This is a genomic window from Oleiphilus sp. HI0128 (genome assembly GCF_001635365.1).
Genome location: NZ_LWGG01000619.1, coordinates 16,905 through 39,522, shown reverse-complemented (window position 1 = coordinate 39,522; position 22,618 = coordinate 16,905). Strand labels below are relative to the sequence as shown.

Below are 22,618 nucleotides of genomic sequence, written 5' to 3'. Positions count from 1 at the left end.
TTAAGCTTAATGATGGTTGATATTGACCACTTTAAACAAATTAATGATCAGCACGGCCACCCGGTTGGCGACCAGGTTTTAAGTACCTTTGGTGAATTCCTACGCACCCAATACCGAAAGGAAGATCTTGTAGCCGTGCGTTTTGGTGGCGAAGAGTTTGTGGTACTCCTGGAAAACTGCAGCCTTGATCAAGCAACGATGCGCTCGGACCAAATCCGAAAAGATGTAGAAGCACTTAAGCCAGCTGGACTCTTAGTCACAGCGAGTATCGGTGTAGCTGAACTACATCAGGACGAGAATGACTTTCAATCACTACTAGCCCGTGCAGATAAAGCCGTCTATAAAGCAAAATATGACGGGCGAAACTGCGTTAGAGTCAATGACGACTTTTGATTTTCACTTTAAACACTGCTTGATAAGTGCCGTAAAGGCTTGAACTTTCGGGCTAAAGTGGACATCACGATGCGTCACTAACCATATAGTTGAACGCCATGCACTAGGTGCTGGCAGAAGTAGCTGCAGGTCAGTTTTAAGTTCGGCAATTCGACAATCCATCGCCACGATACCCAAACCATTTTCCGCAGCATCCATTAATATATGGTAGTCGCTGGCACTAAAGCTAATCTGTTCCTTCGGGACCATTTCATTTAACCACTTAATACTCGGAATATTATTCATATTCTGGCAAAAATTAAGAAATCGATGTCCCGTAATATCCTCAAGGCTCTGGAGTTTCCCGTACTTACGCAAGTAGGATTCGCTAGCATAAAGAGCCGATTCAGTATACAATAGCTTCTGTACCACATAATCTGGGTCTTGCGGCTGAGCGCCTGGCCGAATACTAATATGCGCCTCACCATATTCAAGTTTAAAAATTCTCGAATCCGCCTGAAACGAAATGTCCACACCAGGGTGTGCTTTGCTGAATACCTCGATAACAGGCATGATCAAGGGACTCAAGGTCGAAACGCTCGTCAGAACCAAAGGCCCTGTTAGCTGCTGGTCTAGCCCATTAATTTTACTGACCATTCGATCAAGACGTTCTTCGACTTTTGCAGCATCTTGAAACAGAATTTCGCCCGCTTCAGTCGGCGTATAGCCGCGAGAATGCCTATGAAATAACTTACAAGCCAAGTGCTCTTCAATCGAGTCAATGTGCCTAAGAACTGTACTGTGATGAACACCTAAAGACTCAGCGGCCTTGCTAAGCGTGCCAAACTTGGCTACTTGATAGGCTATCTGAATATCACTCCAGCTTTTCATACATATCCCCAAACAATCTATATCTGCGCTTAACGTCACCCGCACAAAATTCGCCACTCTGTGCGTATATGCACACCAACTATGCACTCTACCTATTTTCATGCAGTTTTGCATCAGGTTTAATAAAGACAGTTCAATTCATACGCACTTACTTGAAAGGCCGATACCATGAGCTCAGACAGAACTCTTATTACATTTTCTGGAAGTCTACGCAGCAACAGCTACAACCAAAAAGTTGCTAAGCAAGCACAACAAATAGCTTTAGAGCTTGGCTACGATGCTATCAACATTAACTTAGCAGACTACCCTTTGCCGTTGTTTAATGAAGATATTGAAAACACTGAAACGCCCGCTTCACTGAACGACTTAAGGCGCATATTTTCATCACCAACAAGCATTTTAATCGCGAGCCCAGAGTACAACGGATCATTTAGCGCCGCACTGAAGAATACACTGGACTGGTTATCACGCCCTGACAATAGTGACTCCAATGTCTATCAACCACCATTTAACAGATTTACTGTCGCACTAACTGCTGCCAGCCCAGGCAGCCTAGGTGGCTTAAGAGGACTAGGACAACTAAGAGAAGTCATGACAAATTTGGGGAGTTTAGTTATTCCTCAACAACTAGCTATTGGAGCTGCTTACGAAGCATTCAACGAAGAAGGGAAATTAGTAAATCAAGAAACGGTCGATCGCTTAACCGGATTAGTTAAAACCTTACTAGAAACTGACCAGCGACTACAGAAATAGGAACTACAACCTTATGAACTCAAGGATGAGACTATTTTTGGCTCCACTTCCAAGGCAACGGAAAAAATTGAAGCAATTGAAGCTCTAATATCTTGCGCCAAGGTAAGTATATCTGCCTGATTGCCGCCATCGTGATTGACAAGAACAAGAGCTTGCTTGGCATGTACGCCTACAGGCCCTTGCCGCTTCCCTTTCCAACCGGCCTGGTCGATCAACCAGCCTGCCGCCAATTTAAATTCCCCAGTCTCAAGCTGATAACTCACAAGTCCTGGAAACTTCTTCCTTATGCTCTCTTCTTGTTTCGCCGTAACGATCGGGTTTTTGAAAAAGCTACCGGCATTTGGAAGCTCACTCGGTTCAGGTAATTTCGCCTTACGAACAGCAATAATTTTCTCTCTCACCTGAGATACCATTAAGCTTTCCGCGAGCCCCTGAAAGCCCCTCAGCTCACCATAGTCAAGCTTAAAACAAGGTTTACGTGTCAGCCGAAGTGTAATACTAATGATGCAATAACGATTAGGCTCGCGTTTAAATATGCTGTCTCTGTATGAGAACTGGCACTGCTCATTGCTCAACTCACAAAGCGAAAGCGTCTTAGTGTCGAAAGCTTTCACCGAGACAAGAGAGTCTGAAAGTTCCACGCCGTACGCACCGATATTCTGAACGGGTGCTGCACCAACGGTTCCGGGAATATAGGAAAGGTTTTCTAGCCCAACCAAGCCTTGATTTACAGTATCAGCCACCAAGTCATCCCAGATCCTACCTGCTTCAACAACAACAATCACATGATCTGTATCGTCATCATGATAGTGAATTGCGTCAAACAATAAACGTATTACAAGTTTGTCTAGTCTCTCGGGCAAAACCAAATTGGAACCGCCGCCCAGGATAAGCAACTCTGATAGTTCATAGCTTCCACCCTGCAAAAAGAGCACAAGCTCTTGAGCATTGTCAAAGCAAAGTTCTTCGCGAGCAACACAAGGTAAAGCCAGGGTATTCAGGCTCTTTAAATCTGCTCCCAAACGCTTATTCATCAAGGAATGCAACCATTAAGCGAGCGCTTCCTCTGTCAGAGCATTCAGCAAACCTTCACTTGCCGACTCAGCTAAATCAAGCACATGTGAAAAACCGGCAGTGCCACCAAAGTAAGGATCTGGCACTTCACTTTCAGGGCAATCACTGAAGTCTAAAAACAGCTTTAATTTATGCTGAAACTCTTCTGGACACATGGCTTGCAAGTTTTCCAGATTGGCCTTATCCATTGCAATAATATGATCAAAGGCTTCGAAGTCAGAGAAAACCACCTGACGTCCTTGAATTCGGCTTAAGTCATACGAACGGCTTAACGCATGCTTTTGTGTTCGAGGGTCTGGAGCTTTCCCTTCATGCCAACCCGCTGTACCGGCAGAATCCACAAAAAAGTGCTCCTTTAAACCAGCCTGATCAACACGAGACTGAAAAACACCTTGAGCAGTGGGTGAGCGACAGATATTTCCTAAACAAACAAACAGGATCTTATGCATAATTCCCAACTCGACTAAAAAAATTAAGAAAAAGAGAACATCATACCGCTAAAAGGTTTCTAAGATATTGCAGATCTGTTTCAGTATCGACCCCTGGAGGAGGGCTCTCCAAAGCTTGTTCGACATGAATGCTAACACCGTTAGATAAGGCTCTCAATTGCTCTAAACTTTCAAGCTTTTCAGTCATACTCGGCGGCCAATTCACATAAGCATTCAAGAAACCCACTCGGTAGGCATAGATACCGATATGGCGGTAATAGCTAGCGCCATCAGGTATCGCCGTTAAGGCCTTAGGATCTGAAAACTGATCACGACACCATGGTATCGGGGCACGACTAAAATAATTTGCCATACCATTGAGATCAAACACCACTTTTACTGCATTCGGATTAAAAACATCTTCTACTTTGACTATCGACTCACACAAAGTTGCAATGCCGGCACCTGGGGCTAATGACAAGTTCTTAGCAACCTGATTAATCACCTTTGGCGGAATAAGCGGTTCATCACCTTGAACATTGACAACAATATCATCATCTGCCAAAGCAAGTTTGGCAACTACTTCCTGCAGCCTGTCTGTTCCCGAAGGGTGCTCAGCAGAAGTCATCACAACCTTGGAACCAAAGCCCAAAGCGACCTTTTCAATACGCTCATCATCTGTCGCAATAACAACTTCTTCGGCATCTGATAAGCAAGCTTGCTCATAAACCCGCTGAATCATCGGCTTTCCGGCAATATCCAACAGAGGTTTACCCGGCAAACGGGTAGAGGCATAGCGAGCAGGTATAATGACCTTAAAAGACATACGTCCCTCCTTTTCTGTGTGTGTGCTTATTTACCCAGTTTCTCATCAGTTGTAAGAGTCCGCGCTTCAGTCTCAAGCATCACTGGAATGTCATCCTGTATTGGGAACGCCAAAGCATCTACTCGACAGATCAGTTCCTGTTTTTCCTGGTCATATTGCAACTCCCCCTTACAACAAGGGCAAGCCAAAACCGAAAGTAGTTTTTTATCCACGAGAATTTCCTTCTATTTTTTCAATAATCAAATCGGCCAAGTTAGCACTCAGCTCAGCTTCTACAGGCAAGTACCAGGCATCTGACAAACCTAAAGAACGACATTTGACAGCATCTTTCTCCGTCATAATGATCGGAAGCGTTTCCGAAAAGCCAAAATCATCGATAGAGTAAGCATGATGATCTTCGAAGGCATGACGCATAACAATCATACCACTGCGCTCAAGCACCTCAAAGAAGCGTTCCGGGTTGCCAATGGCAGCAACAGCATTTACCGGCTGACCCGACAATTTCTCCAAAGCTAAGGCTTGATTGAGACCATCCTGACCGGGATCAGCCTTCAACGGCAGTAAGTTGCCTGGTCGTAAATCCATTCGAATGTAAGGCTCTGATGAATTCACGCCAGGTAAATCATCAGCACCGTTGATCACCTGAAAGTCCAGCTTCTTCATTCGAGACTGGCTTTCACGCAAAGGCCCCATCGGAAGTAAATATCCATTACCCAAGGCTCTTTGACCATCGTAAACACAAACTTCCACATCACGCTGTAGCGCATTGTGTTGCAAGCCATCATCACTTATAACAACATTACAACCTTGAGCTTCCAGTGCCTGAACTGAGAGCTTTCTATTAGGACTAACAAATACCGGACAATCAAGCGCTTGCTTTAGCATGAGTGGCTCATCACCCACCTCTTCAGGCAAGCTATCGGCTAACACTTCTCGACACTCTGTAGATGGAATTGATGCACCGTACCCTCTGCTGACGATACCAGGCTGATAGCCTCTTTCCTGAAGCGCTTGCACCAAGTATGCAACCAATGGTGACTTTCCAGTCCCGCCGAGCGTAATATTGCCAACCACTATAATGGGTAAACTGGAACGATATGAGGTCTTAAAACCTAAGCGGTATAGCCATGCCCGTATGACCAAAATAAGCATATAGATAAGTGACAGTGGTGCCAGCAGGTATAGCCAAGCAGCACCTTGGTACCAAGCATCGGTTATGCTCGTTGAAGCAGCACGTTGCTGATCCTGACTAGGCATCGTCCGCCAGGTTCATATTGTAAAGTTTGGCGTACTCACCATTTGCAGCCAGAAGTGATTGATGTGTTCCCTGCTCGATTACACGACCTTGGTCCATCACTACAATTTTATCTGCATTTTCTACAGTCGATAGGCGATGCGCGATCACAATTGTTGTACGTCCCTCCATCAATACCTCCAACTCACCTTGAATAGCTTTTTCTGACTCTGTATCCAGGGCTGAGGTCGCCTCATCGAGAATCAACACTGGCGCATCTTTCAGCAAGGCTCGTGCAATAGCGATACGTTGACGCTGCCCACCGGACAACGAGACACCGTTATCGCCAAGCTCTGTATCAAAGCCCAGGTCTTTATCCTCAATAAACGCTAATGCATTAGACTTTCTCGCAGCCTCTTGTACATCCTCGATCGAAGCACCTTCCAAGCCTCCATAGGCAATATTCTTGGTAAAGGTATCGTTGAACAAGGTCACCTGCTGAGTAACCAATGAAATCTGATCTCTAAGAGAACGCAAGGTATAGTCTTCGACTGGCACACCGTCTAAGGTAATGCTGCCAGATTGGGCTTCGTAAAAGCGTGGAATCAGGTTCGCCAGTGTCGACTTACCACTACCGGAGCGGCCGACCAAAGCAACGGTTTCACCAGGCTTGATCGATAAATCAATATTCTTCAGGATCGCTTTATTACTTCCTTCGTAAGCGAAGTTAAGATCACTAATCTCAATCGCACCTTGTACTCTGGCACTTTCGAAGCTTCCTTGATCTTTCTCAGGTTCGGCATCAATCACTGCAAACAAGTCCTTAGCGGCAGCCAAGCCTCGCTGAATCTTTTCATTTACCTGAGTTAACTGACGAATAGGTTTTGCCATGGTCGCTGCCGCGGCAATGATCACCACGAAGCTCCCGGCAGTCATATCGCCACGGACATCTGGAGCGAGCGCTAACCAAACCAAAACCGCGATCGCTAATGCGACTAGAGACTGAATAACCGGTGTACTGATAGCTTTAGTCATTTCAAGCTTCAAAGCTTGCTTTAAGTTATATTCACTAGCCTGATTAAAGCGGTTTGACTCATAGTTCTCCCCACCAAATATGCGCACCACTCGGTATCCCGATACGACCTCCGAGGTTACATGCGTGACATCACCCACTGATGCCATAATACGTTTACTTAACTTACGAAAGCGCTTACTCACATAACTTACTAAGGCACCAATCATTGGACCAATTGCCAAAAAGATTAAGGTCAATTTCCAGTTAGCATTGATCATCACAATAAAAAGGCCGATCACAGTCAAGCCCTCCCGTACAATCACCGTTATTGCATCAGTTGCAGCTGAAGAGACTTGTTGAACGTTGAAGGTAATTCGAGAAATCAAATGTCCCGATGCGTTTGAGTCAAAGTAGTAACTGGGCAGTTTCAAATACCGGTCAAACACTTGGGTGCGTAACCGGTGAACGATATTCTGCCCCACATAAGCTATGTAGTATCCACCCAAGAACCCCCCTATCCCGCGCATTGCAAACAAGGAAAAAATCAGCAAAGGCAGCATCAAGCGATTTTCTTCAGTGGGATTTTCAACGGTGGTAATGACCGTATCCAGAGCTTGAGCCATTAACGCACTCGCACCCGCATAGATAGCGTTACCAATAATACTAAGAATGAAAAAGAATTTTAGTGGCTTTATATAAACCAGCAGACGCTGATAGAGCGCCCAATTTGATTCATTTAATTCAGGAAGGGCTTCCGAATCTTTACTCATAGACTACCAACAAACAAAGGCTGCCAGACAGCAGCCTATTTTGATTTATTCCGCTGCGTTGTGATACTCAACTGCACAAAACCCAACTGCCCAGCAACATCCATCACTCTAACTACATATTCGTGAGAAGTTTTTGCATCAGCCGTAATAATAAACGGAATTTTAGTGTTACCTTCAGACAGTTTCTGAACGGCTTTTTTAAGCGTGTCTTCAGAGTTATTAACCAAGCTGCGATCATTTACCGCATACTCACCTTTGGCATTGATAATCACCTCAATCTCTTTTACAGCTGGCTTCGCCGGCTCTGCACTGGACTGCGGTAAATCAATTTCCAAATGACTCTCTTTGGTGAAGGTGGTAGACACCATGAAGAAAATCAATAACAAGAACACCACATCAATCAGTGGCGTTAAGTCTACTGATACCTCTTCACCGGACTGACGTTTAAAATTCAAGAGCTCTGTTCTCCATCACGTGAAGGTTCACGGTCACCATGGATAACTTCGACCAAGCGTAAAGACTCTTGCTCCATATCTACGACAATCTCATCTACACGGCGTAAGAAATAACGGTGGAAAATTAGAGCAGGAATAGCAACTGTCATACCCGCGGCAGTCGTTATCAATGCTTCAGAAATACCACCCGCTAGAGCAGCGGCATTACCGGCACCTTCTAGCTGCAACTGAGCAAAGACTTTAATCATACCAATAACGGTACCCAACAAGCCCAACAAAGGCGTAATCACAGCAATCGTTCCAAGTGCCGTTAAAAAGCGTTCCATTTCATGCACCACATGACTGGCTTCTTCCTGAATGCTCTCTTTCATGATCTCTCGACCATGACGAGCATTTGCCAAACCAGCTGCAAGAACTCGACCTAGCGGTGCAGCTTCTTTTAACTCTTTCAACTTACGCGAGTTAAGTTCTTTCTTTTTGATAGCAGCCCACAAGTCCTGAACCAAAACCTTTGGTGCCAATCGGCTGACCCGCAAAGTCCAGAAACGCTCAATAATGATTGCCAGCGCCAATACCGAACAAAGCAGCAAAGGAAACATGATTATGCCGCCCGGCTTCAATAAATCTAACACGCAGAAGTCTCCCCAAGTAATTTTCGAACCGCTGTGACCAGCAAAGGTACCCGACTAAATACCAAGCCTAATACTGACGAACAGCAGCTTCTATCATCGCTTATTTTAGTGCCGATACTTTAGCATACTTAGAGATTTAGAAAAGCCCGTTAGTTTTTATTTACACTATCTTCATGTACTGACCAAAAAGTCTCTCGCTCGATGCGTGCCACCGCTACATTTATAGCCTCTCCACCTAACAAAAACCTTAGAGCGCCATGCGAAGCAGTCGATAATACTTCCACTCCCATCAACCTGGATCTTTCCAATACATCTGCATGGGGATGACCAAATCGATTCATATAAGCGGCCGAAATTACCAGAATCTTAGGCTGAACATTTTTTAACAAGGCAATGGATGTCGCATTTGCAGAACCATGGTGACCTGCGATGAGAACGTCAGCCTTCAATGAATCTCGATAGCGCTCTACTAAGTGCATTTCAGCCTCTCCTTCCAAGTCCCCCATGAGCAGAAAACTCTGACCCCGATAGGTAAAACGAAGCACGCAAGAGCGATTATTTGAAGACGCCCCAAATTCTGCCCCAGCCGCAAAAGGGTAAAGAACCTCCAGGCGCCCCCCCGTATACTCCCAAGACATTCCAGCGGCGCAAGGTTTTTCGTTCATTAAGCCCGATACACGACCCGGCTCGCCAGACCACAAGTGCGTAGGCTGCAAATATTCCTCAACGCGCGCAGCTCCGCCCGCATGATCCGCGTCACCATGACTCACTATCAACCCACTAATATTCAGCAACAACTCTTGTTCACGGAAATAGGGGAAAACTGCACTTTCAACCAGAGAATAGCTTCCCAAGGCTAACCCGGTATCATAGAGCCAGTACTGACCGCCCCAGATCAATGCGATAGCCAAACCCTGCCCCGCATCGAAAACCAAGACCTCGGACTTCGGCTCCTTTAGCACTGAAGGCGTGTAGAGCACCAATAACAATACCGCCAGAAACACTGCCCGAAGCAGATAATTGCGAATAAAGAAAACAAAGCTCAAGAATAAAACCGCATAAGCAATTAATAAGACATTGCTTGCCCCAAAAGAAAACTCAGCTAAAAGACCAATTAAAGTTGACAAATACTGAACCAGTAACTCTAAACCAGCATCAGAACAGCTCATCAAGATCTCACCAACTGGCCGACTCAAAAACGAGATACCTAAAGCAACTAAAGATACAGGCAAAACAAACAACGAAACCCAAGGAACGGCAAACATATTTCCTAATAAGCTCGCCAGCCCCTGAACATTGCCGATCAGGGCATTAATAGGAGCGAGGCCGACAATCAAAACCAACTGCAGCAACAACAGTGAACGCCAGCTTGCATCCATATTTAGTGCAAACCGTGACAACAATATAAGCAAAGCCACACAAATAAATGAATACCAAAAGCCAATATTCATGGGCGATAGGGGGTCGAATAAAAGTACCATAAACATTGCGGCACAATAAATCGCCAAATAGTCTCTGCGCCACCGCCCTGATAAAAGCACCAGAGCCAACACAGACATTACCCAAGCCCTGATGGCAGATTCACTCCCGCCAACCATAATGACGTAAGCAAGGCCGAAAAAAGCAACGACTGGCACTCGAAAAGCAGACCAGACCAAGAGCTTATAGAGAAAAAACATCACCAGCCCCACATGCAGGCCCGAGATAGCAAGCAAATGCTGTGTTCCTGTGTACTGCAGAACTCGTGAGTCTCCAGGACTAATTTGCCCCCGATCTCCCAGGATCAGGGCCCTAAGTAGACCTTTATGTTCTTTATCTAGGAGTAAGTTATTGAGATAGTCACCTAAACTCATACGGTATGAATTCAGGCTAGAACGAACTCGGTCCGCCAATGTGAACCCAGCCTCATCTTCAGCACTTTCGAGCACCTCCACAATTCGTCCAATTGCCGAAATTTTTTTATAAAACAGGTACTGTTCGAAAGAGCTGCCGACAAAATTCAAGCTTGCTCGCGGAGGCTTCAAAACAACACTCAACTTGTAGTAGCGCTTCTTTAAATCGAGATTAAGGGTATGAGAAAATGAGAGCCTTACTTTTTTACCCAATATTTTTCCATTATTGTCTGATGCTTCAAGCACACAAAAATCAGCCTTTGAATACAAGTGATAATCCACCGGCACAGAACAAACATAAGCCTCAATAGTTTGACTCCCACTATCGAGAGATCTATCAAGACGCGCTTCCAAGTATTCAGCAATCAGAATGTGAGTAAACAGAAGACCAAGCAAGCAGCTTAAGAGCGGCAAAAATAGACGTGTCTTAACCAAGCCCAAGCAACAAATTGAAAACAAAATATAAATAAAGGCGGGTAACAATTCCCCATAACAATAGAGTATGATAGGGCCCACACAAAATGCGGCCATCAAATAGAACATAAACTCATCCTTGAGCCTGACTACGAAGTGAACTTTTTATGCCAAAAGATCTGATAAAAAAATATCTTCCAGATCCCGACGCAATTCGTGAAAACAAATCCCTTAAGTTCTTGGGACCTCTAGTTCACCAGCCTAACTTATGGCATTTAAACCGCCATTCAGTCACTAAGGCTTTTGCCATTGGCTTATTTTGGGCATGTATCCCTATGCCCTTTCAAATGGTTGCTGCGGCACTGTGTGCGTTGCGTTTCAACGCAAACCTACCGGTTTCCCTGGCCTTAGTGTGGATTAGCAACCCACTTACTATGCCACCTATTTTCTATGCAGAATACTTATTAGGCGCCTGGATTCTTGATATTCCCGCTTCACCTTTCGAGTATGAGCTTTCATTCGAGTGGTTAAAAGACAAACTATATGAAGTCGGTATTCCTATGTATTTTGGCTCTCTCGTAGCCGGCTGCGTACTTGGCGTCACAGGTTATTTCGGCATAGACGCCATTTGGAAACGCGCAACCCTTAGAAAGTGGCACCACCGAGTCGCTGCCAGAAAAGCGAGAAAAGATAACAAGTCCGTTTAAACTGAAGCCTGCTCTGCAGCACTCCAGGGCTTCAACACACCTTCTTCCATGATTAATACTCTGTCCATCTTGTGCGCTAATTGCGTATCATGCGTTACGACAACGAAGCCTGTATCCAGCTCACGCTGCAAGGTCAGCATCACATCTTGGATCTTTCGTGCTGTGGTTTCATCCAAATTTCCCGTCGGCTCATCCATCAATACGCACTTTGGCTGATTGACCAGCGCACGAGCAATGGCAACTCGCTGACGCTCTCCTCCCGACAACTCAGAAGGCTTATGTTTAGCGCGTGCTGACAAGCCCACTAAGTCAAGCAATTCAAGCGCTCGCGCTTCTGCCAAACGCCGTTTCTGGCCAGCAATGAATAAAGGCATAGCAATATTCTCTACCGCCGTAAACTCCGCTAACAAGTGATGAAACTGATAAACAAAGCCCAGATTCTGATTTCTCAACTCTGTTAGGCGCGCCTCTGAGCACTGACTCAAGTCGCTACCACAAAGCCTTACAAGACCTTCGCTCGCTTTATCCAAACCACCCAATATATTCAACAAAGTCGTTTTACCAGAGCCGGAAGCGCCCAATACGCTGACCGACTCCCCCTTGCTAAGGGTGAAGTCTAAATTCTGAAAAATCGAAATTGGCGCAACAGCATCATCATAGTTTTTTGAGATGCCTTTCGCCTCAATAATTACGCCATCATTCATAACGCAAAGCCTCCGCGGGTTGAACTTTGGAAGCCCGCCAAGCCGGGTAAAGTGTTGCTAACAAACTCATAATCAATGCTGTCCCGGAAATAACCAGCACATCATCAAGTAAAAGTTGAGAAGGTAAGTCACTAATAAAATAGACATCCGGGTTGAGAAACTGCATCTTCAGAAGACTCTCTATTCCCTGAATAATATCGCTGACATTCAAAGCGAGTAGCACGCCTAATACGGTGCCGACCAGGGTTCCTACGATCCCGATATAAGCACCTTGCACAACAAATATCCCCATAATCGCCTTGGGGCTCGCCCCCATGGTGCGGAGGATCGCTATGTCAGCTTTCTTATCCGTCACAACCATCACTAAAGTAGAGATAATATTAAAGGCGGCAACCGCAACAATAACCATCAACAATAGGCCAATCATAGTCTTTTCCATGCGAATTGCCTGAAACAGGTTTCCGTGGGTTCTGGTCCAGTCTACGCTATAAAAACCTTCATCCAGGTTCATCGCTATCTGGCGAGCAATATAGGGTGCATCAAACAGGTCATGCATTTTTAAGCGCAAGCCGTGCACTGAACCTTTGATACGTAACATTTTTGCCGCGTCATCCATATGAATCATGGTCAGCGAAGCATCCAGGTCGGCTCCTACACTGAAAATACCTTTTACAACAAAACGCTTTAACCTTGGAAACACACCTGCAGGCGTTAAGGAAGCTTCGGGTAAAACGACAGTGACTTTATCCCCGACATCAACGCGCAATTGCCGGGATAGTATTTCACCGATAATCATGCCGAACTCACCTGATTTCAAATCCTCAAGAGAACCTCGAATCATATGCTCACTGATAATCGAGACCGATGTTTCTTCTTCAGGTAAAACGCCATTCAGCTGAACACCGTGAACTGCACCGTTACGCGTCACCATTCCTTGAGCATTTATAAACGGCGCGGCAGCAAGCACTTTCTCATTTTCAAGTACAGAATCCTGAAGTGTTTGCCAGTCTCGCATATCACTATAAGGTTTAATCACTGCATGCGGCACCATACCCAAGATTCTTTGCTGTAATTCACGATCAAAACCGTTCATAACAGAGAGCACAGTAATAAGTAGAGCCACACCAATTATCAAGCCCACCATCGACGTTAGCGAGATAAATGAAATGAAGTGGTTTTTGCGCTTCGCCGATGTATAACGAAGGCCAATTAAGACAGGATAGAATTTAAACATGGCGCGATTAAACCACAGCCCCCCTAAGCAAACAACACCTTGTTTGTCAGTTCCTTTGCGCGGCATTCACAAAAGCCGCAAATCAATTCAGCGAAGCGAGCATTTCTTTGCTTTAATTAAAGCTATATATCTTTTTAAACCTCTATTTGTTGAAGCAAGCTGTCCCGACTTATGAATGACGATATTGAAACCATTACCGAACTCGCCAATCGACGACAATATTTTCGCGTTGAAAATAAAGCGTCCGTTGACATTGCTCCCAGAGCTGACAATCAAACTGCAGCGGAATGTTTTGAACTAAGCCCCGAGTTTGGTCTGATCTCTGAGTTTCAGCTATTGGATGTTGAATCAAAGCATCTACTCCGAACGCTGACAGATAAAGATAAAAACCTGGGGCAGTTTTTAAAAGTAATGAACAAGAAACTCGACGCCTTATCGAGAGTGCTGGCAATGAACAACCAGCAAAACTCAAATGACAACATTCAAACTGTTAACTTGAGTGAAGGAGGCTTGGCACTTAAGAGTGAGTCGGAATATACCAAAGGGCAAAGCGTCGCAATCAAGCTTATTTTACTACCCAGCTATAGCGGCTTAATACTTGAAGGCGATGTACTTTCATGTCGAGGATCGCAATCACCTTATGAGGTGCATATTGCTTTTACCGATATATCGGAAGCTCACCAGCAGTTGATTGCACGCCATATTATGCGAGTCCAAACCCAAAACAGAGCATCCACCCCCACTTCATAAGTCTATAGATTCTACTATGAGCAATATCAAAGCGATTCAACTTGGCCTTAGCCAACTCAACAAAGTTATTCTAGGCAAAGAGAATGAAATTAAGCTAGCCCTGACCTGCTTGCTTGCTAAAGGCCACCTGCTCATCGAAGACTTGCCTGGCATGGGGAAGACAACATTAGCACACGCTTTAGCAGGAACTTTGGGCTTAAGCTATCAACGCATCCAATTTACCAGCGACCTACTACCTGGTGACTTACTGGGCCTGAATATTTTTAACCGAGAAGACGGTAAGTTCCATTTTCACCCCGGCCCGATATTTTCCAACCTTGTACTCGCTGACGAGATCAATCGTGCCAGCCCTAAAACCCAAAGTGCTCTGCTCGAAGCAATGGAAGAGCGCCAGGTCACACAAGAAGGTGAAACCCGCGCACTCCCTGAGCCCTTTTTCGTCATCGCCACTCAGAACCCTAGCGACCAGTCAGGTACTCACGCGCTGCCAGAGTCACAATTAGACCGATTTATGATGCGCATATCACTAGGTTACCCAAGTGAAGACGCTGAAAAACAACTACTCAAAGGTATTGATCGACGCGCGCTGGCAAATCAATTACAAGCAGTGTTGAACGAGAATACTCTCAGCAAAATTCAAGCTCTAGTATCCAAAGTTCAGTGCTCAGACAGTATCGTCAACTACGTCTACCGGCTGGCAACATTGAGTCGTTTAAAAAGCAATGAAACACACGGTTTATCGCCTCGCGCAAATATATCTCTGATTCAAGCGGCTAAAGCCTGGGCACTTATTGAAGGCAGGGACCATGTTTTACCTGATGATATTCAGGCAGTCTTTCCAAGCGTCGCAGAACACCGCCTGTCTAACGGACAAGCAAAGCAAAGCAACCCTTTGAGCCAAAACATTTTAAAATCTGTTGATATTTTTTAAACTATCCCCATTAACAGTTTATTATTCTGCGAGCCCCTATATCTGTAGCCACGACCTATAGAGCTTGCTGAGCAGCATTTTTGCACAACATTATTTAGTACCAGTTTAAACACTTATCGTTGAAGGACATTTCTCATGAGCGAAGCAAAACACTCCAAAGTCATTATTCTTGGCTCAGGCCCTGCAGGCTATACAGCTGCAGTCTATGCAGCACGCGCCAACCTGAACCCAGTTGTGATTACAGGAATGCAGGCAGGCGGACAATTGACGCAAACAACCGACGTCGATAACTGGCCTGGAGATGCTGAGGGCGTTCAAGGTCCTGAATTAATGCAAAGAATGCAGCAGCATGCCGAGCGCTTCGAAACAGAGGTTATTTATGATCACATCAATAAAGCAGAACTAAGCCAAAAACCTTTTCGCTTAACGGGCGATTCTGGTGAATATACTTGTGACGCACTCATTATCGCCACCGGTGCTTCAGCGATGTATTTGGGCCTAGAGTCCGAAGAAACGTTTGCCGGCAAAGGGGTCAGCGCCTGTGCAACTTGTGACGGATTCTTCTACCGCAACCAGACTGTTTGTGTAGTTGGCGGCGGAAACACTGCCGTTGAAGAAGCGTTGTATCTATCCAATATCGCTAAAGAAGTTATATTGATTCACCGTCGAGACACACTTCGCTCGGAAAAAATTCTTCAAGACAAGCTTTTGGAAAAAGCTGAAAACGGTAATATTCGCATCGAGTGGAACCATACTCTAGAAGAAGTGCTGGGTGACGATGCAGGCGTAACTGGCGTGCGCGTCAAGTCAACCGAATCAGGTGAAGAAAAAGAAATACCAACAATGGGTGTCTTTATTGCTATCGGCCATAAGCCCAACACCGAGCTATTTGATGGCCAACTAGAAATGAATAATGGCTATCTGACCATAAAGTCTGGCCTCGAAGGAGGCGTAACAGGCACTAGCATCCCTGGCGTATTCGCCGCCGGTGATGTAACTGACCAGGTATACCGTCAAGCAATTACTTCAGCTGGCTTTGGTTGTATGGCTGCACTGGATGCAGAAAAGTACATCGACGCATTATAAGTATAACCCCCGGGCGGGTAAGCTTGACGCTTAACCGCCCTGCTCGCCTCAAAGGATATTAAATGGCCAACTTCCCCTGGCTGGATGCGAACGACGACTTCCCTCCCATTGAACAGGCTTTGCGCGACCCAGACGGCTTACTCGCTGCCGGAGGTGACCTTAGCCCTGAACGACTCATTCACGCCTATTCCCGCGGCATATTCCCTTGGTTCTCAGATGATCAGCCTATTCTTTGGTGGAGCCCCGACCCTCGCTGCGTTGTAATTCCTGATGAAGTACATATCTCCAAAAGCCTGAAGAAACACATTCGACAGAAACAGCCCAGGCTCAGCTTCGACCAAGCTTTCCCAGAAGTCATCAGATATTGCGCTCGACTCGATTCCGAGGAAGGCACCTGGATTACCGAAGAAATGGAAGAGGCATATTACGCTCTGCATGAACTAGGCGTTGCTCACTCGGTTGAAGTATGGGAAAACGAAGAACTTGTTGGTGGGCTCTATGGCCTAGCCATTGGCTGCTGTTTTTTCGGTGAATCAATGTTTTCATTAAAGCCCAATGCATCGAAAGTTGCCTTCGCATGTCTAAGCCAACAGCTGCATAAGTGGGGCTACGCTATTATTGACTGCCAAGTTGAAAACCCCCATTTACTAACACTCGGCGCAAAATGCATCGATAGGTCAGATTTTTTATCTATACTTAATAAAAATATTAAACGAAGCCCCTTACATTCCGAGTGGGCATTCGCCAATCAAGGCAACGGATAAAGCCCAAAGCTATGACACAACAACAAGAGCTGGCACTTTACGCGACCCCGGAGCACGATTGCAGCTACCTACCGGGCATGCAAGCAAGCACTGTCTTTGCCGACCCAAAAGTTATCATCGACACGGATACCTATAGCGAACTTTCAGCACAGGGTTTCCGTCGTAGCGGACAACATTATTACCGCCCTCACTGCACTAGCTGCCAAGCTTGCACACCAATACGCGTGTCTGCACCAAACTTTCAAAGAAGCAAAAGTCAGAAAAGGGTGTGGAATAAAAACAGCCAAGTGAAAGGTAAAATTCTTCCAGCTGATTTCCATGAAGACCACTACTTACTATATGAGAAATATATCCACAGCCGTCACGCGGATGGAGATATGTACCCGCCGAGCCGCGACCAATATAGATCGTTCCTGGTAAATGGTCACAGCACAACACAGTTCATAGAATTCTCTGAAGGCGACCATTTACTTGGCATTGCCGTTTGCGACCAACTTAATGACGGCCTTTCGGCCATTTACACGTTCTTTGACCCTGAGCTTTCGGCTAAAAGCCTAGGAACCTACGCCATTCTCTGGCAAGTGGAGGAAGCCAAAAATCGAGAGCTAAGTTACCTGTATTTAGGCTATTTTATTAAGGAATGTAAGAAAATGGCGTACAAAACAAAGTTTTCACCTTTTGAGGCCAGAATTGGTGATCAGTGGTATACAGAAGAACAGCTGATAAACATCAGAGACCAGCTACTGAGTTCTAGCGAATAATCCTCCAGCAACTTCTTTTTAGCCCCTCAAACCCGCCATAAGTGCAATTATTTTACTGATCAATAAACAAACATTTTGCGTAATCCTTCGGATTCAGGCAGAATGTCGCACTTTTCTAATAACGAGCTTTGATTCGAGGTGATAATTAGCCTCTTAAAGTTCAGGCTTGTTGTAACTAAACGCTCAATTATTTATGAGGTTACGCTTTAATGGCGAAAGAAGATGTCATTGAAATGGAAGGGACGATTATAGACACCCTTCCAAACACCATGTTCCGTGTTGAACTAGAAAATGGCCATATTGTAACGGCTCATATTTCTGGCAAGATGCGTAAGAACTATATTCGTATACTGACTGGTGACAAGGTTAAAGTTGAAATGACGCCTTACGACCTAACTAAAGGCCGTATCACCTACAGAGCTCGCTAAATTATTTCGTCTGGGGGCTCGCGCTCATTCGCTTAAGCGAGACTTTATAGTCATAAAAAAAGGGTAAGAACCATGTTCTTACCCTTTTTTTCGTCAATAACAACCCTTAGGCTGGCTCTTGCTCATAATCAAAGACAATCTCATTATCTCGAAGATTAATATGGACATCGCCACCTTCAGCCAAACTACCAAAGAGAATTTCTTCTGCTAACGGTTTCTTGAGGTCTTCCTGAATCAGACGAGCCATTGGTCTAGCACCCATAGTTTCATCATACCCCTTCTCTGCAAGATAGAGCTTCACTTCATCATCAACATGCAGCACAACGTTCTTCGCATCCAGCTGTACTTGTAATTCCATAAGGAACTTGTCGACAACATAGCAAACTGTTTCTCTCGATAATGAAGCAAACGGAATAATGCCATCCAAGCGATTTCTAAACTCTGGCGTAAATACCTTATTCAAAGCTTCCATACCATCTGAAGAATGGTCTTGCTCATTAAAACCAATTGAGCGTCTACTAATTACTTCCGCACCAGCATTGGTTGTCATCACCAACACGACATGCCTAAAGTCAGCTTTGCGGCCATTGTTATCGGTTAAGGTGCCGTGATCCATAACCTGCAACAACAAGTTAAAGACTTCTGGGTGCGCCTTTTCAATCTCATCAAGCAATAAAACGCAGTGAGGATTCTTATTGACCGCTTCGGTCAATAAGCCACCCTGATCATAGCCAACGTACCCAGGAGGCGCACCAATCAAACGACTGACGGTATGTCGCTCCATATACTCCGACATATCAAAGCGAACCAACTCAATACCTAATACAGTTGCTAACTGCTTAGTTACTTCAGTCTTACCAACACCGGTAGGACCAGAGAACAAGAATGCACCATCAGGCTTCTCAGGCGACTTCAAACCGGCGCGAGAAAGCTTGATTGCCGTTGATAAAGACTCGATTGCCTTATCTTGACCAAACACTAGCATTTTAAGATCGCGCTCAATATTCTTAAGCATATCTTTATCAGAACTTGTCACGCTACGAGGAGGAATTCGCGCTATTTTAGCCACCACATCTTCAATATCCTCGACATCAATCAAGTCACAGCGCTGATCAGCTTCTTTCAAACGCTGACTAGCACCCGCCTCGTCTATCACATCGATGGCCTTATCAGGCATATGACGATCAGTAATATAACGTTCAGCCAGCTCTGCTGCGGAGCGCAATGCTTCATCCGTATACTTGAGTTCATGATGTGCTTCAAACTGAGGTTTCAGACCTCGCAGAATTTTTATCGTATCCTCAACATCCGGCTCATTTACATCTATCTTCTGGAATCGACGCGCCAATGCGCTATCTTTTTCGAAGATGCCTCGGAACTCAGTGAACGTAGTCGAACCAATACAACGAATCTCACCAGAACTAAGTAGTGGCTTCAGCAAATTAGATGCATCCATAACGCCACCTGAAGCAGAACCCGCACCAATGATCGTATGAATTTCATCAATAAATAAAATAGCATGATCTCGCTTCTTCAGCTCAGCTAGCAGAGCCTTAAAACGTTTTTCAAAATCACCACGGTATTTGGTTCCTGCTAATAAAGCACCAAGATCTAAAGAATAAACCTCAGCATCAGATATAATTGCTGGAACATTTCCATCAACAATCTGCTTAGCTAAACCTTCAGCTATCGCCGTTTTACCAACACCCGCCTCCCCTACTAACAAGGGGTTATTTTTACGGCGACGCGACAGTATCTGTACAACTCTATCAACCTCTTTCTCGCGACCAATCAGTGGGTCAATGCGACCTAAGCTTGCCTGTTCATTCAAGTTTGATGCATAGCTCTCGAGCGGATTACTCTGGCCTGACTCTTCCATACCTTCTTCAGAAGACGCCTCACCCTCTTGCTCTGGCTCGGAGTCATCGGAAATTTTGGAAATACCATGCGAGATATAATTTACTACATCAATACGCGCGATATTTTGTTTCTTAAGCACATAAACAGCCTGACTTTCTTGTTCACTGAATATAGCTACCAAAACATTCGCGCCAGTAACTTCTTTCTTACCAGAAGACTGAACATGAAATACTGCACGCTGCAAAACTCGCTGAAAGCCCAGAGTAGGCTGAGTTTCTCGCTCTTCATCACTCGCTGGAATAAGTGGTGTAGTCGAGTCTACAAACTCGGTTAACTCCTCTCGAAGCTCCGACAATTCGGTACCACACGCACCCAGCACTTGTAGTGCGGCATCATTGTCGAGCAAAGCCAATAGCAAGTGCTCAACAGTCATAAATTCGTGACGCTTCTCACGGGCGCTTCGAAACGCTTCGTTCAAGGTCAGTTCGAGGTCCTTACTTAACATCTTTCACCCCAGAAATTATTATTAATTCGCTCAATGTGATTACCCATGTAAAACGCAGAACTATATCTATAAAGCTCTAGACTGCTTTGATTTCACACAATAATGGGTGATCACAATCAGCCGAATATTGATTCACCAGCGCCACCTTTGTTTCTGCAATGTCCCGACTGAACACGCCACACACGGCATAACCTTGAGTGTGAACAGCTAACATTACCTGGGTCGCCTTTTCTTCATTCATAGAAAAAAACTTTAATAGCACCTCAACAACAAAGTCCATCGGCGTGTAGTCATCATTTAACATGACAACCTGATACATCGAAGGCTGTTTAAACGCTGGCTTAGCAGGAGCGACAAGCAGATCATCTTCATGACCTGGATCATTTTGCGTTCCTTGAGCTAATACTAGTAGAGAATCTTTAGTTTTACTCATAGTTTGATACGAATTTTTACATTTCTCTTTATTTGGGGGTAGATACGTATTTTGCAACAACTGAGCTTATAAAGAAATCGCATAAAGAAAAACATGAGCAAAACTATCGAAAGAATTACGGCCAGGCATCATATCTTTCGCCCAAATCGCTTGACAGCATTAAGAAAATATTTGACAGTAGCGACTTGATGCGCTTTGCATCGGAATACAAATAAAAATAAAACTTCAGGTGTTTGAACTTTTACATGCCCAAGAACCCAAAAAGGCAGTCTGACATCCTTGAATTCTTTATTCAGGATTGCCAAGACACATAGTTCGAACGCAGGAGACACGGGAGTCGATAATGCCTCAAGGTACAGTAAAGTGGTTCAATAATGCAAAAGGCTATGGGTTCATCATCGAAGACGGTGATAATGAAGATCTTTTTGCTCATTTTTCTTCAATTCAAATGGAAGGCTATAAAACCCTTAAAGCAGGGCAGCCGGTCAACTTTGAAAAGCAGCCAGGCGACAAAGGTTTTCACGCTGTAAATATTACGGCAGTTGAAACGGTTCAACCAAGCTCCGCTGCACATGACGTAGACCATGACGAGTTTATTTCTGTTGAAGAAGCAAATGGTTCTGAGTTTCAGCCTAGCCATCAAGCACCATTGAACACGGAAACAAAAACATCAACAGAGCAAGAAGCCAAAGCAGTTTCAGCTTGAAACTGAGAGCCTGCCCTTCCTCTAGAGATAGCAGGCCTTTAGCCATTTACTCTTAACCCGATTTTATACAAAACCGGGTAAATCACTTGCCATTTATATGGCAGACTTTTTCCTGTCCGCGTATTATGTGGCCATGCCTACTATTTTCCTATTCAACAAGCCTTATCACACACTATCTCAGTTTACTGATAATGAGGGCCGCTCAACGCTTTCAAACTTTATTAAAACCCCCAAAATATACCCCGCCGGCAGACTGGACTACGACTCAGAAGGACTATTGATCTTAACTGGCGATGGGCAAATGCAAGCTCGAATTGCCGACCCGAAACACAAGTTCCCCAAGACCTATTGGGCACAGGTAGAAGGGGAGATTAGCGATGAAGCCCTTAACAAATTGCGTAATGGGGTAACACTTAAAGATGGGCTAACACGTCCAGCTATTGCCGAACGAATTAAAGAGCCCTGCTTGTGGCCGAGAACCCCACCAATAAGGCAGCGCGCAAATGCTCCAACATCCTGGCTGGCATTAACGATCACCGAAGGAAAAAACCGCCAAGTGCGACGAATGACTGCTGAAGTCGGCTTCCCAACACTCCGCCTGATTCGCGCAGCAATTGGCCCCTGGTCTATCGACAACCTACAACCAGGCGAACATAAAAGCCTGGAAGTTCACCTACCTAAGCAACGAGAAAATAAAAAACATTCTTCTCGTAATAAAGGACGCACCCATTCAAGCAAAAAGAAGCATCCACACAGAAAAAAACCTAGTTAGCACCAGTGCGATACGGCACATAAATAAACTAAACACCACTTCAAAGCTAATTTGCTAAGCATATAGGCAAGATTTTTGGCTTATAAAAATTTAGGTGCTATCATTCGAGCCATAATAAGCAATAATAAATCATAGACTTACTAACCACGCTTTTTCTAACGAGTCGACTAAATCGCTCACCAAGAAATAGTATAAAAAGACTTTCATTATTAATGGAGAGC

At 44.9% G+C, this 22,618-nt stretch carries 25 protein-coding genes; 11 read left to right on the top strand and 14 right to left on the bottom strand.

Annotated elements, in window-relative coordinates:
• The coding region (locus A3763_RS07840; protein WP_156494998.1) for a GGDEF domain-containing protein at window positions 1-393 on the top strand (393 nt) is incomplete at its 5' end.
• A gap of 3 nt (window positions 394-396) precedes the next feature.
• On the opposite strand, the gene A3763_RS07835 is transcribed toward A3763_RS07840, so the two are convergent.
• A complete protein-coding gene (locus tag A3763_RS07835; protein WP_068516301.1) occupies window positions 397-1,263 on the bottom strand; it encodes a LysR family transcriptional regulator in 867 nt (288 codons plus the stop codon).
• A 168-nt stretch (window positions 1,264-1,431) separates the two neighbouring features.
• On the opposite strand from A3763_RS07835, the gene A3763_RS07830 reads away from it, so the two are divergent.
• A complete protein-coding gene (locus tag A3763_RS07830; RefSeq protein WP_068508909.1) occupies window positions 1,432-2,016 on the top strand; it encodes an NADPH-dependent FMN reductase in 585 nt (194 codons plus the stop codon).
• Window positions 2,017-2,027: 11 nt separating this feature from the next.
• Here the strand turns inward: A3763_RS07830 and murB are convergent, their stop codons facing one another.
• From murB to A3763_RS07785, 9 genes are all read right to left on the bottom strand, one after another.
• The gene (murB, locus tag A3763_RS07825; protein ID WP_068632927.1) at window positions 2,028-3,050 is read right to left on the bottom strand and encodes a UDP-N-acetylmuramate dehydrogenase; all 1,023 of its coding nucleotides are present in this window, start codon (window positions 3,048-3,050) and stop codon (window positions 2,028-2,030) included.
• Between the two features lie 15 nt (window positions 3,051-3,065).
• Complete coding sequence (locus A3763_RS07820; protein WP_068632925.1) at window positions 3,066-3,539, bottom strand: low molecular weight protein-tyrosine-phosphatase; 474 nt, start codon at window positions 3,537-3,539, stop codon at window positions 3,066-3,068.
• Window positions 3,540-3,579: 40 nt separating this feature from the next.
• Complete coding sequence (gene kdsB / locus A3763_RS07815) at window positions 3,580-4,344, bottom strand: 3-deoxy-manno-octulosonate cytidylyltransferase (RefSeq protein ID WP_068516295.1); 765 nt, start codon at window positions 4,342-4,344, stop codon at window positions 3,580-3,582.
• Between the two features lie 26 nt (window positions 4,345-4,370).
• Window positions 4,371-4,556, bottom strand: a complete 186-nt coding sequence (locus tag A3763_RS07810; protein WP_068516292.1) for a Trm112 family protein — start codon at window positions 4,554-4,556, stop codon at window positions 4,371-4,373.
• Window positions 4,549-5,601 (bottom strand): tetraacyldisaccharide 4'-kinase, encoded by a 1,053-nt coding sequence (gene lpxK / locus A3763_RS07805; protein ID WP_068632923.1) that lies wholly within the window; start codon window positions 5,599-5,601, stop codon window positions 4,549-4,551. Before lpxK ends, A3763_RS07810 begins: the two co-directional genes overlap by 8 nt.
• Window positions 5,594-7,363: a lipid A export permease/ATP-binding protein MsbA gene (gene msbA, locus A3763_RS07800; RefSeq protein ID WP_068516286.1), complete on the bottom strand. Its 1,770-nt coding sequence runs from the start codon at window positions 7,361-7,363 to the stop codon at window positions 5,594-5,596. Before msbA ends, lpxK begins: the two co-directional genes overlap by 8 nt.
• Window positions 7,364-7,398: 35 nt before the next feature.
• Entirely contained in the window at window positions 7,399-7,818 is a 420-nt protein-coding gene (locus tag A3763_RS07795; protein ID WP_068508176.1) for a biopolymer transporter ExbD, read from the bottom strand.
• Window positions 7,815-8,450 (bottom strand): MotA/TolQ/ExbB proton channel family protein, encoded by a 636-nt coding sequence (locus A3763_RS07790; RefSeq protein ID WP_068508177.1) that lies wholly within the window; start codon window positions 8,448-8,450, stop codon window positions 7,815-7,817. The genes A3763_RS07795 and A3763_RS07790 overlap by 4 nt, the downstream gene beginning before the upstream one ends.
• 149 nt (window positions 8,451-8,599) lie before the next feature.
• The gene (locus A3763_RS07785) at window positions 8,600-10,885 is read right to left on the bottom strand and encodes a DNA internalization-related competence protein ComEC/Rec2 (protein WP_068632922.1); all 2,286 of its coding nucleotides are present in this window, start codon (window positions 10,883-10,885) and stop codon (window positions 8,600-8,602) included.
• 38 nt (window positions 10,886-10,923) lie between these two features.
• Between A3763_RS07785 and A3763_RS07780 the strand changes: the two genes are divergently transcribed.
• Entirely contained in the window at window positions 10,924-11,463 is a 540-nt protein-coding gene (locus A3763_RS07780; RefSeq protein WP_068509714.1) for a DUF2062 domain-containing protein, read from the top strand.
• Here A3763_RS07780 and A3763_RS07775 read toward each other — a convergent pair.
• Together A3763_RS07775 and A3763_RS07770 are read right to left on the bottom strand one after the other, a co-directional pair.
• Window positions 11,460-12,167 carry an ABC transporter ATP-binding protein gene (locus tag A3763_RS07775; RefSeq protein WP_068516280.1) on the bottom strand — a complete coding sequence of 236 codons (708 nt, stop codon included), beginning with the start codon at window positions 12,165-12,167 and terminating at the stop codon, window positions 11,460-11,462. The genes A3763_RS07780 and A3763_RS07775 overlap by 4 nt on opposite strands.
• Window positions 12,160-13,401, bottom strand: coding sequence for a lipoprotein-releasing ABC transporter permease subunit (locus tag A3763_RS07770; protein ID WP_068516277.1), 1,242 nt, complete (start codon window positions 13,399-13,401; stop codon window positions 12,160-12,162). The genes A3763_RS07775 and A3763_RS07770 overlap by 8 nt, the downstream gene beginning before the upstream one ends.
• Before the next feature lie 171 nt (window positions 13,402-13,572).
• On the opposite strand from A3763_RS07770, the gene A3763_RS07765 reads away from it, so the two are divergent.
• The 6 genes from A3763_RS07765 (at window position 13,573) to infA (ending at window position 18,121) form a co-directional block, all read left to right on the top strand.
• Complete coding sequence (locus A3763_RS07765) at window positions 13,573-14,151, top strand: PilZ domain-containing protein (RefSeq protein WP_082880409.1); 579 nt, start codon at window positions 13,573-13,575, stop codon at window positions 14,149-14,151.
• 16 nt (window positions 14,152-14,167) lie between these two features.
• Window positions 14,168-15,082 (top strand): MoxR family ATPase, encoded by a 915-nt coding sequence (locus A3763_RS07760; protein WP_068516275.1) that lies wholly within the window; start codon window positions 14,168-14,170, stop codon window positions 15,080-15,082.
• 135 nt (window positions 15,083-15,217) lie between these two features.
• A complete protein-coding gene (trxB, locus tag A3763_RS07755) occupies window positions 15,218-16,168 on the top strand; it encodes a thioredoxin-disulfide reductase (protein WP_068516272.1) in 951 nt (316 codons plus the stop codon).
• Window positions 16,169-16,230: 62 nt separating this feature from the next.
• Window positions 16,231-16,932, top strand: coding sequence for a leucyl/phenylalanyl-tRNA--protein transferase (gene aat / locus A3763_RS07750; RefSeq protein WP_068632920.1), 702 nt, complete (start codon window positions 16,231-16,233; stop codon window positions 16,930-16,932).
• 11 nt (window positions 16,933-16,943) lie between these two features.
• The gene (locus A3763_RS07745; protein ID WP_068516266.1) at window positions 16,944-17,693 is read left to right on the top strand and encodes an arginyltransferase; all 750 of its coding nucleotides are present in this window, start codon (window positions 16,944-16,946) and stop codon (window positions 17,691-17,693) included.
• Window positions 17,694-17,902: 209 nt separating this feature from the next.
• Window positions 17,903-18,121 (top strand): translation initiation factor IF-1, encoded by a 219-nt coding sequence (gene infA, locus A3763_RS07740; RefSeq protein ID WP_068516263.1) that lies wholly within the window; start codon window positions 17,903-17,905, stop codon window positions 18,119-18,121.
• Window positions 18,122-18,227: 106 nt separating this feature from the next.
• On the opposite strand, the gene clpA is transcribed toward infA, so the two are convergent.
• The gene (gene clpA / locus A3763_RS07735) at window positions 18,228-20,486 is read right to left on the bottom strand and encodes an ATP-dependent Clp protease ATP-binding subunit ClpA (RefSeq protein WP_068554912.1); all 2,259 of its coding nucleotides are present in this window, start codon (window positions 20,484-20,486) and stop codon (window positions 18,228-18,230) included.
• Window positions 20,487-20,562: 76 nt separating this feature from the next.
• Window positions 20,563-20,919, bottom strand: coding sequence for an ATP-dependent Clp protease adapter ClpS (clpS, locus tag A3763_RS07730; RefSeq protein ID WP_068516258.1), 357 nt, complete (start codon window positions 20,917-20,919; stop codon window positions 20,563-20,565).
• 343 nt (window positions 20,920-21,262) lie between these two features.
• Here clpS and A3763_RS29960 point away from each other — a divergent pair, with 343 nt between their 5' ends.
• Together A3763_RS29960 and A3763_RS07715 are read left to right on the top strand one after the other, a co-directional pair.
• Window positions 21,263-21,625 (top strand): cold shock domain-containing protein, encoded by a 363-nt coding sequence (locus A3763_RS29960; protein WP_082865482.1) that lies wholly within the window; start codon window positions 21,263-21,265, stop codon window positions 21,623-21,625.
• A 97-nt stretch (window positions 21,626-21,722) separates the two neighbouring features.
• Entirely contained in the window at window positions 21,723-22,397 is a 675-nt protein-coding gene (locus A3763_RS07715; protein ID WP_369823098.1) for a pseudouridine synthase, read from the top strand.
• The last annotated feature ends 221 nt before the right edge of the window (window positions 22,398-22,618 follow it).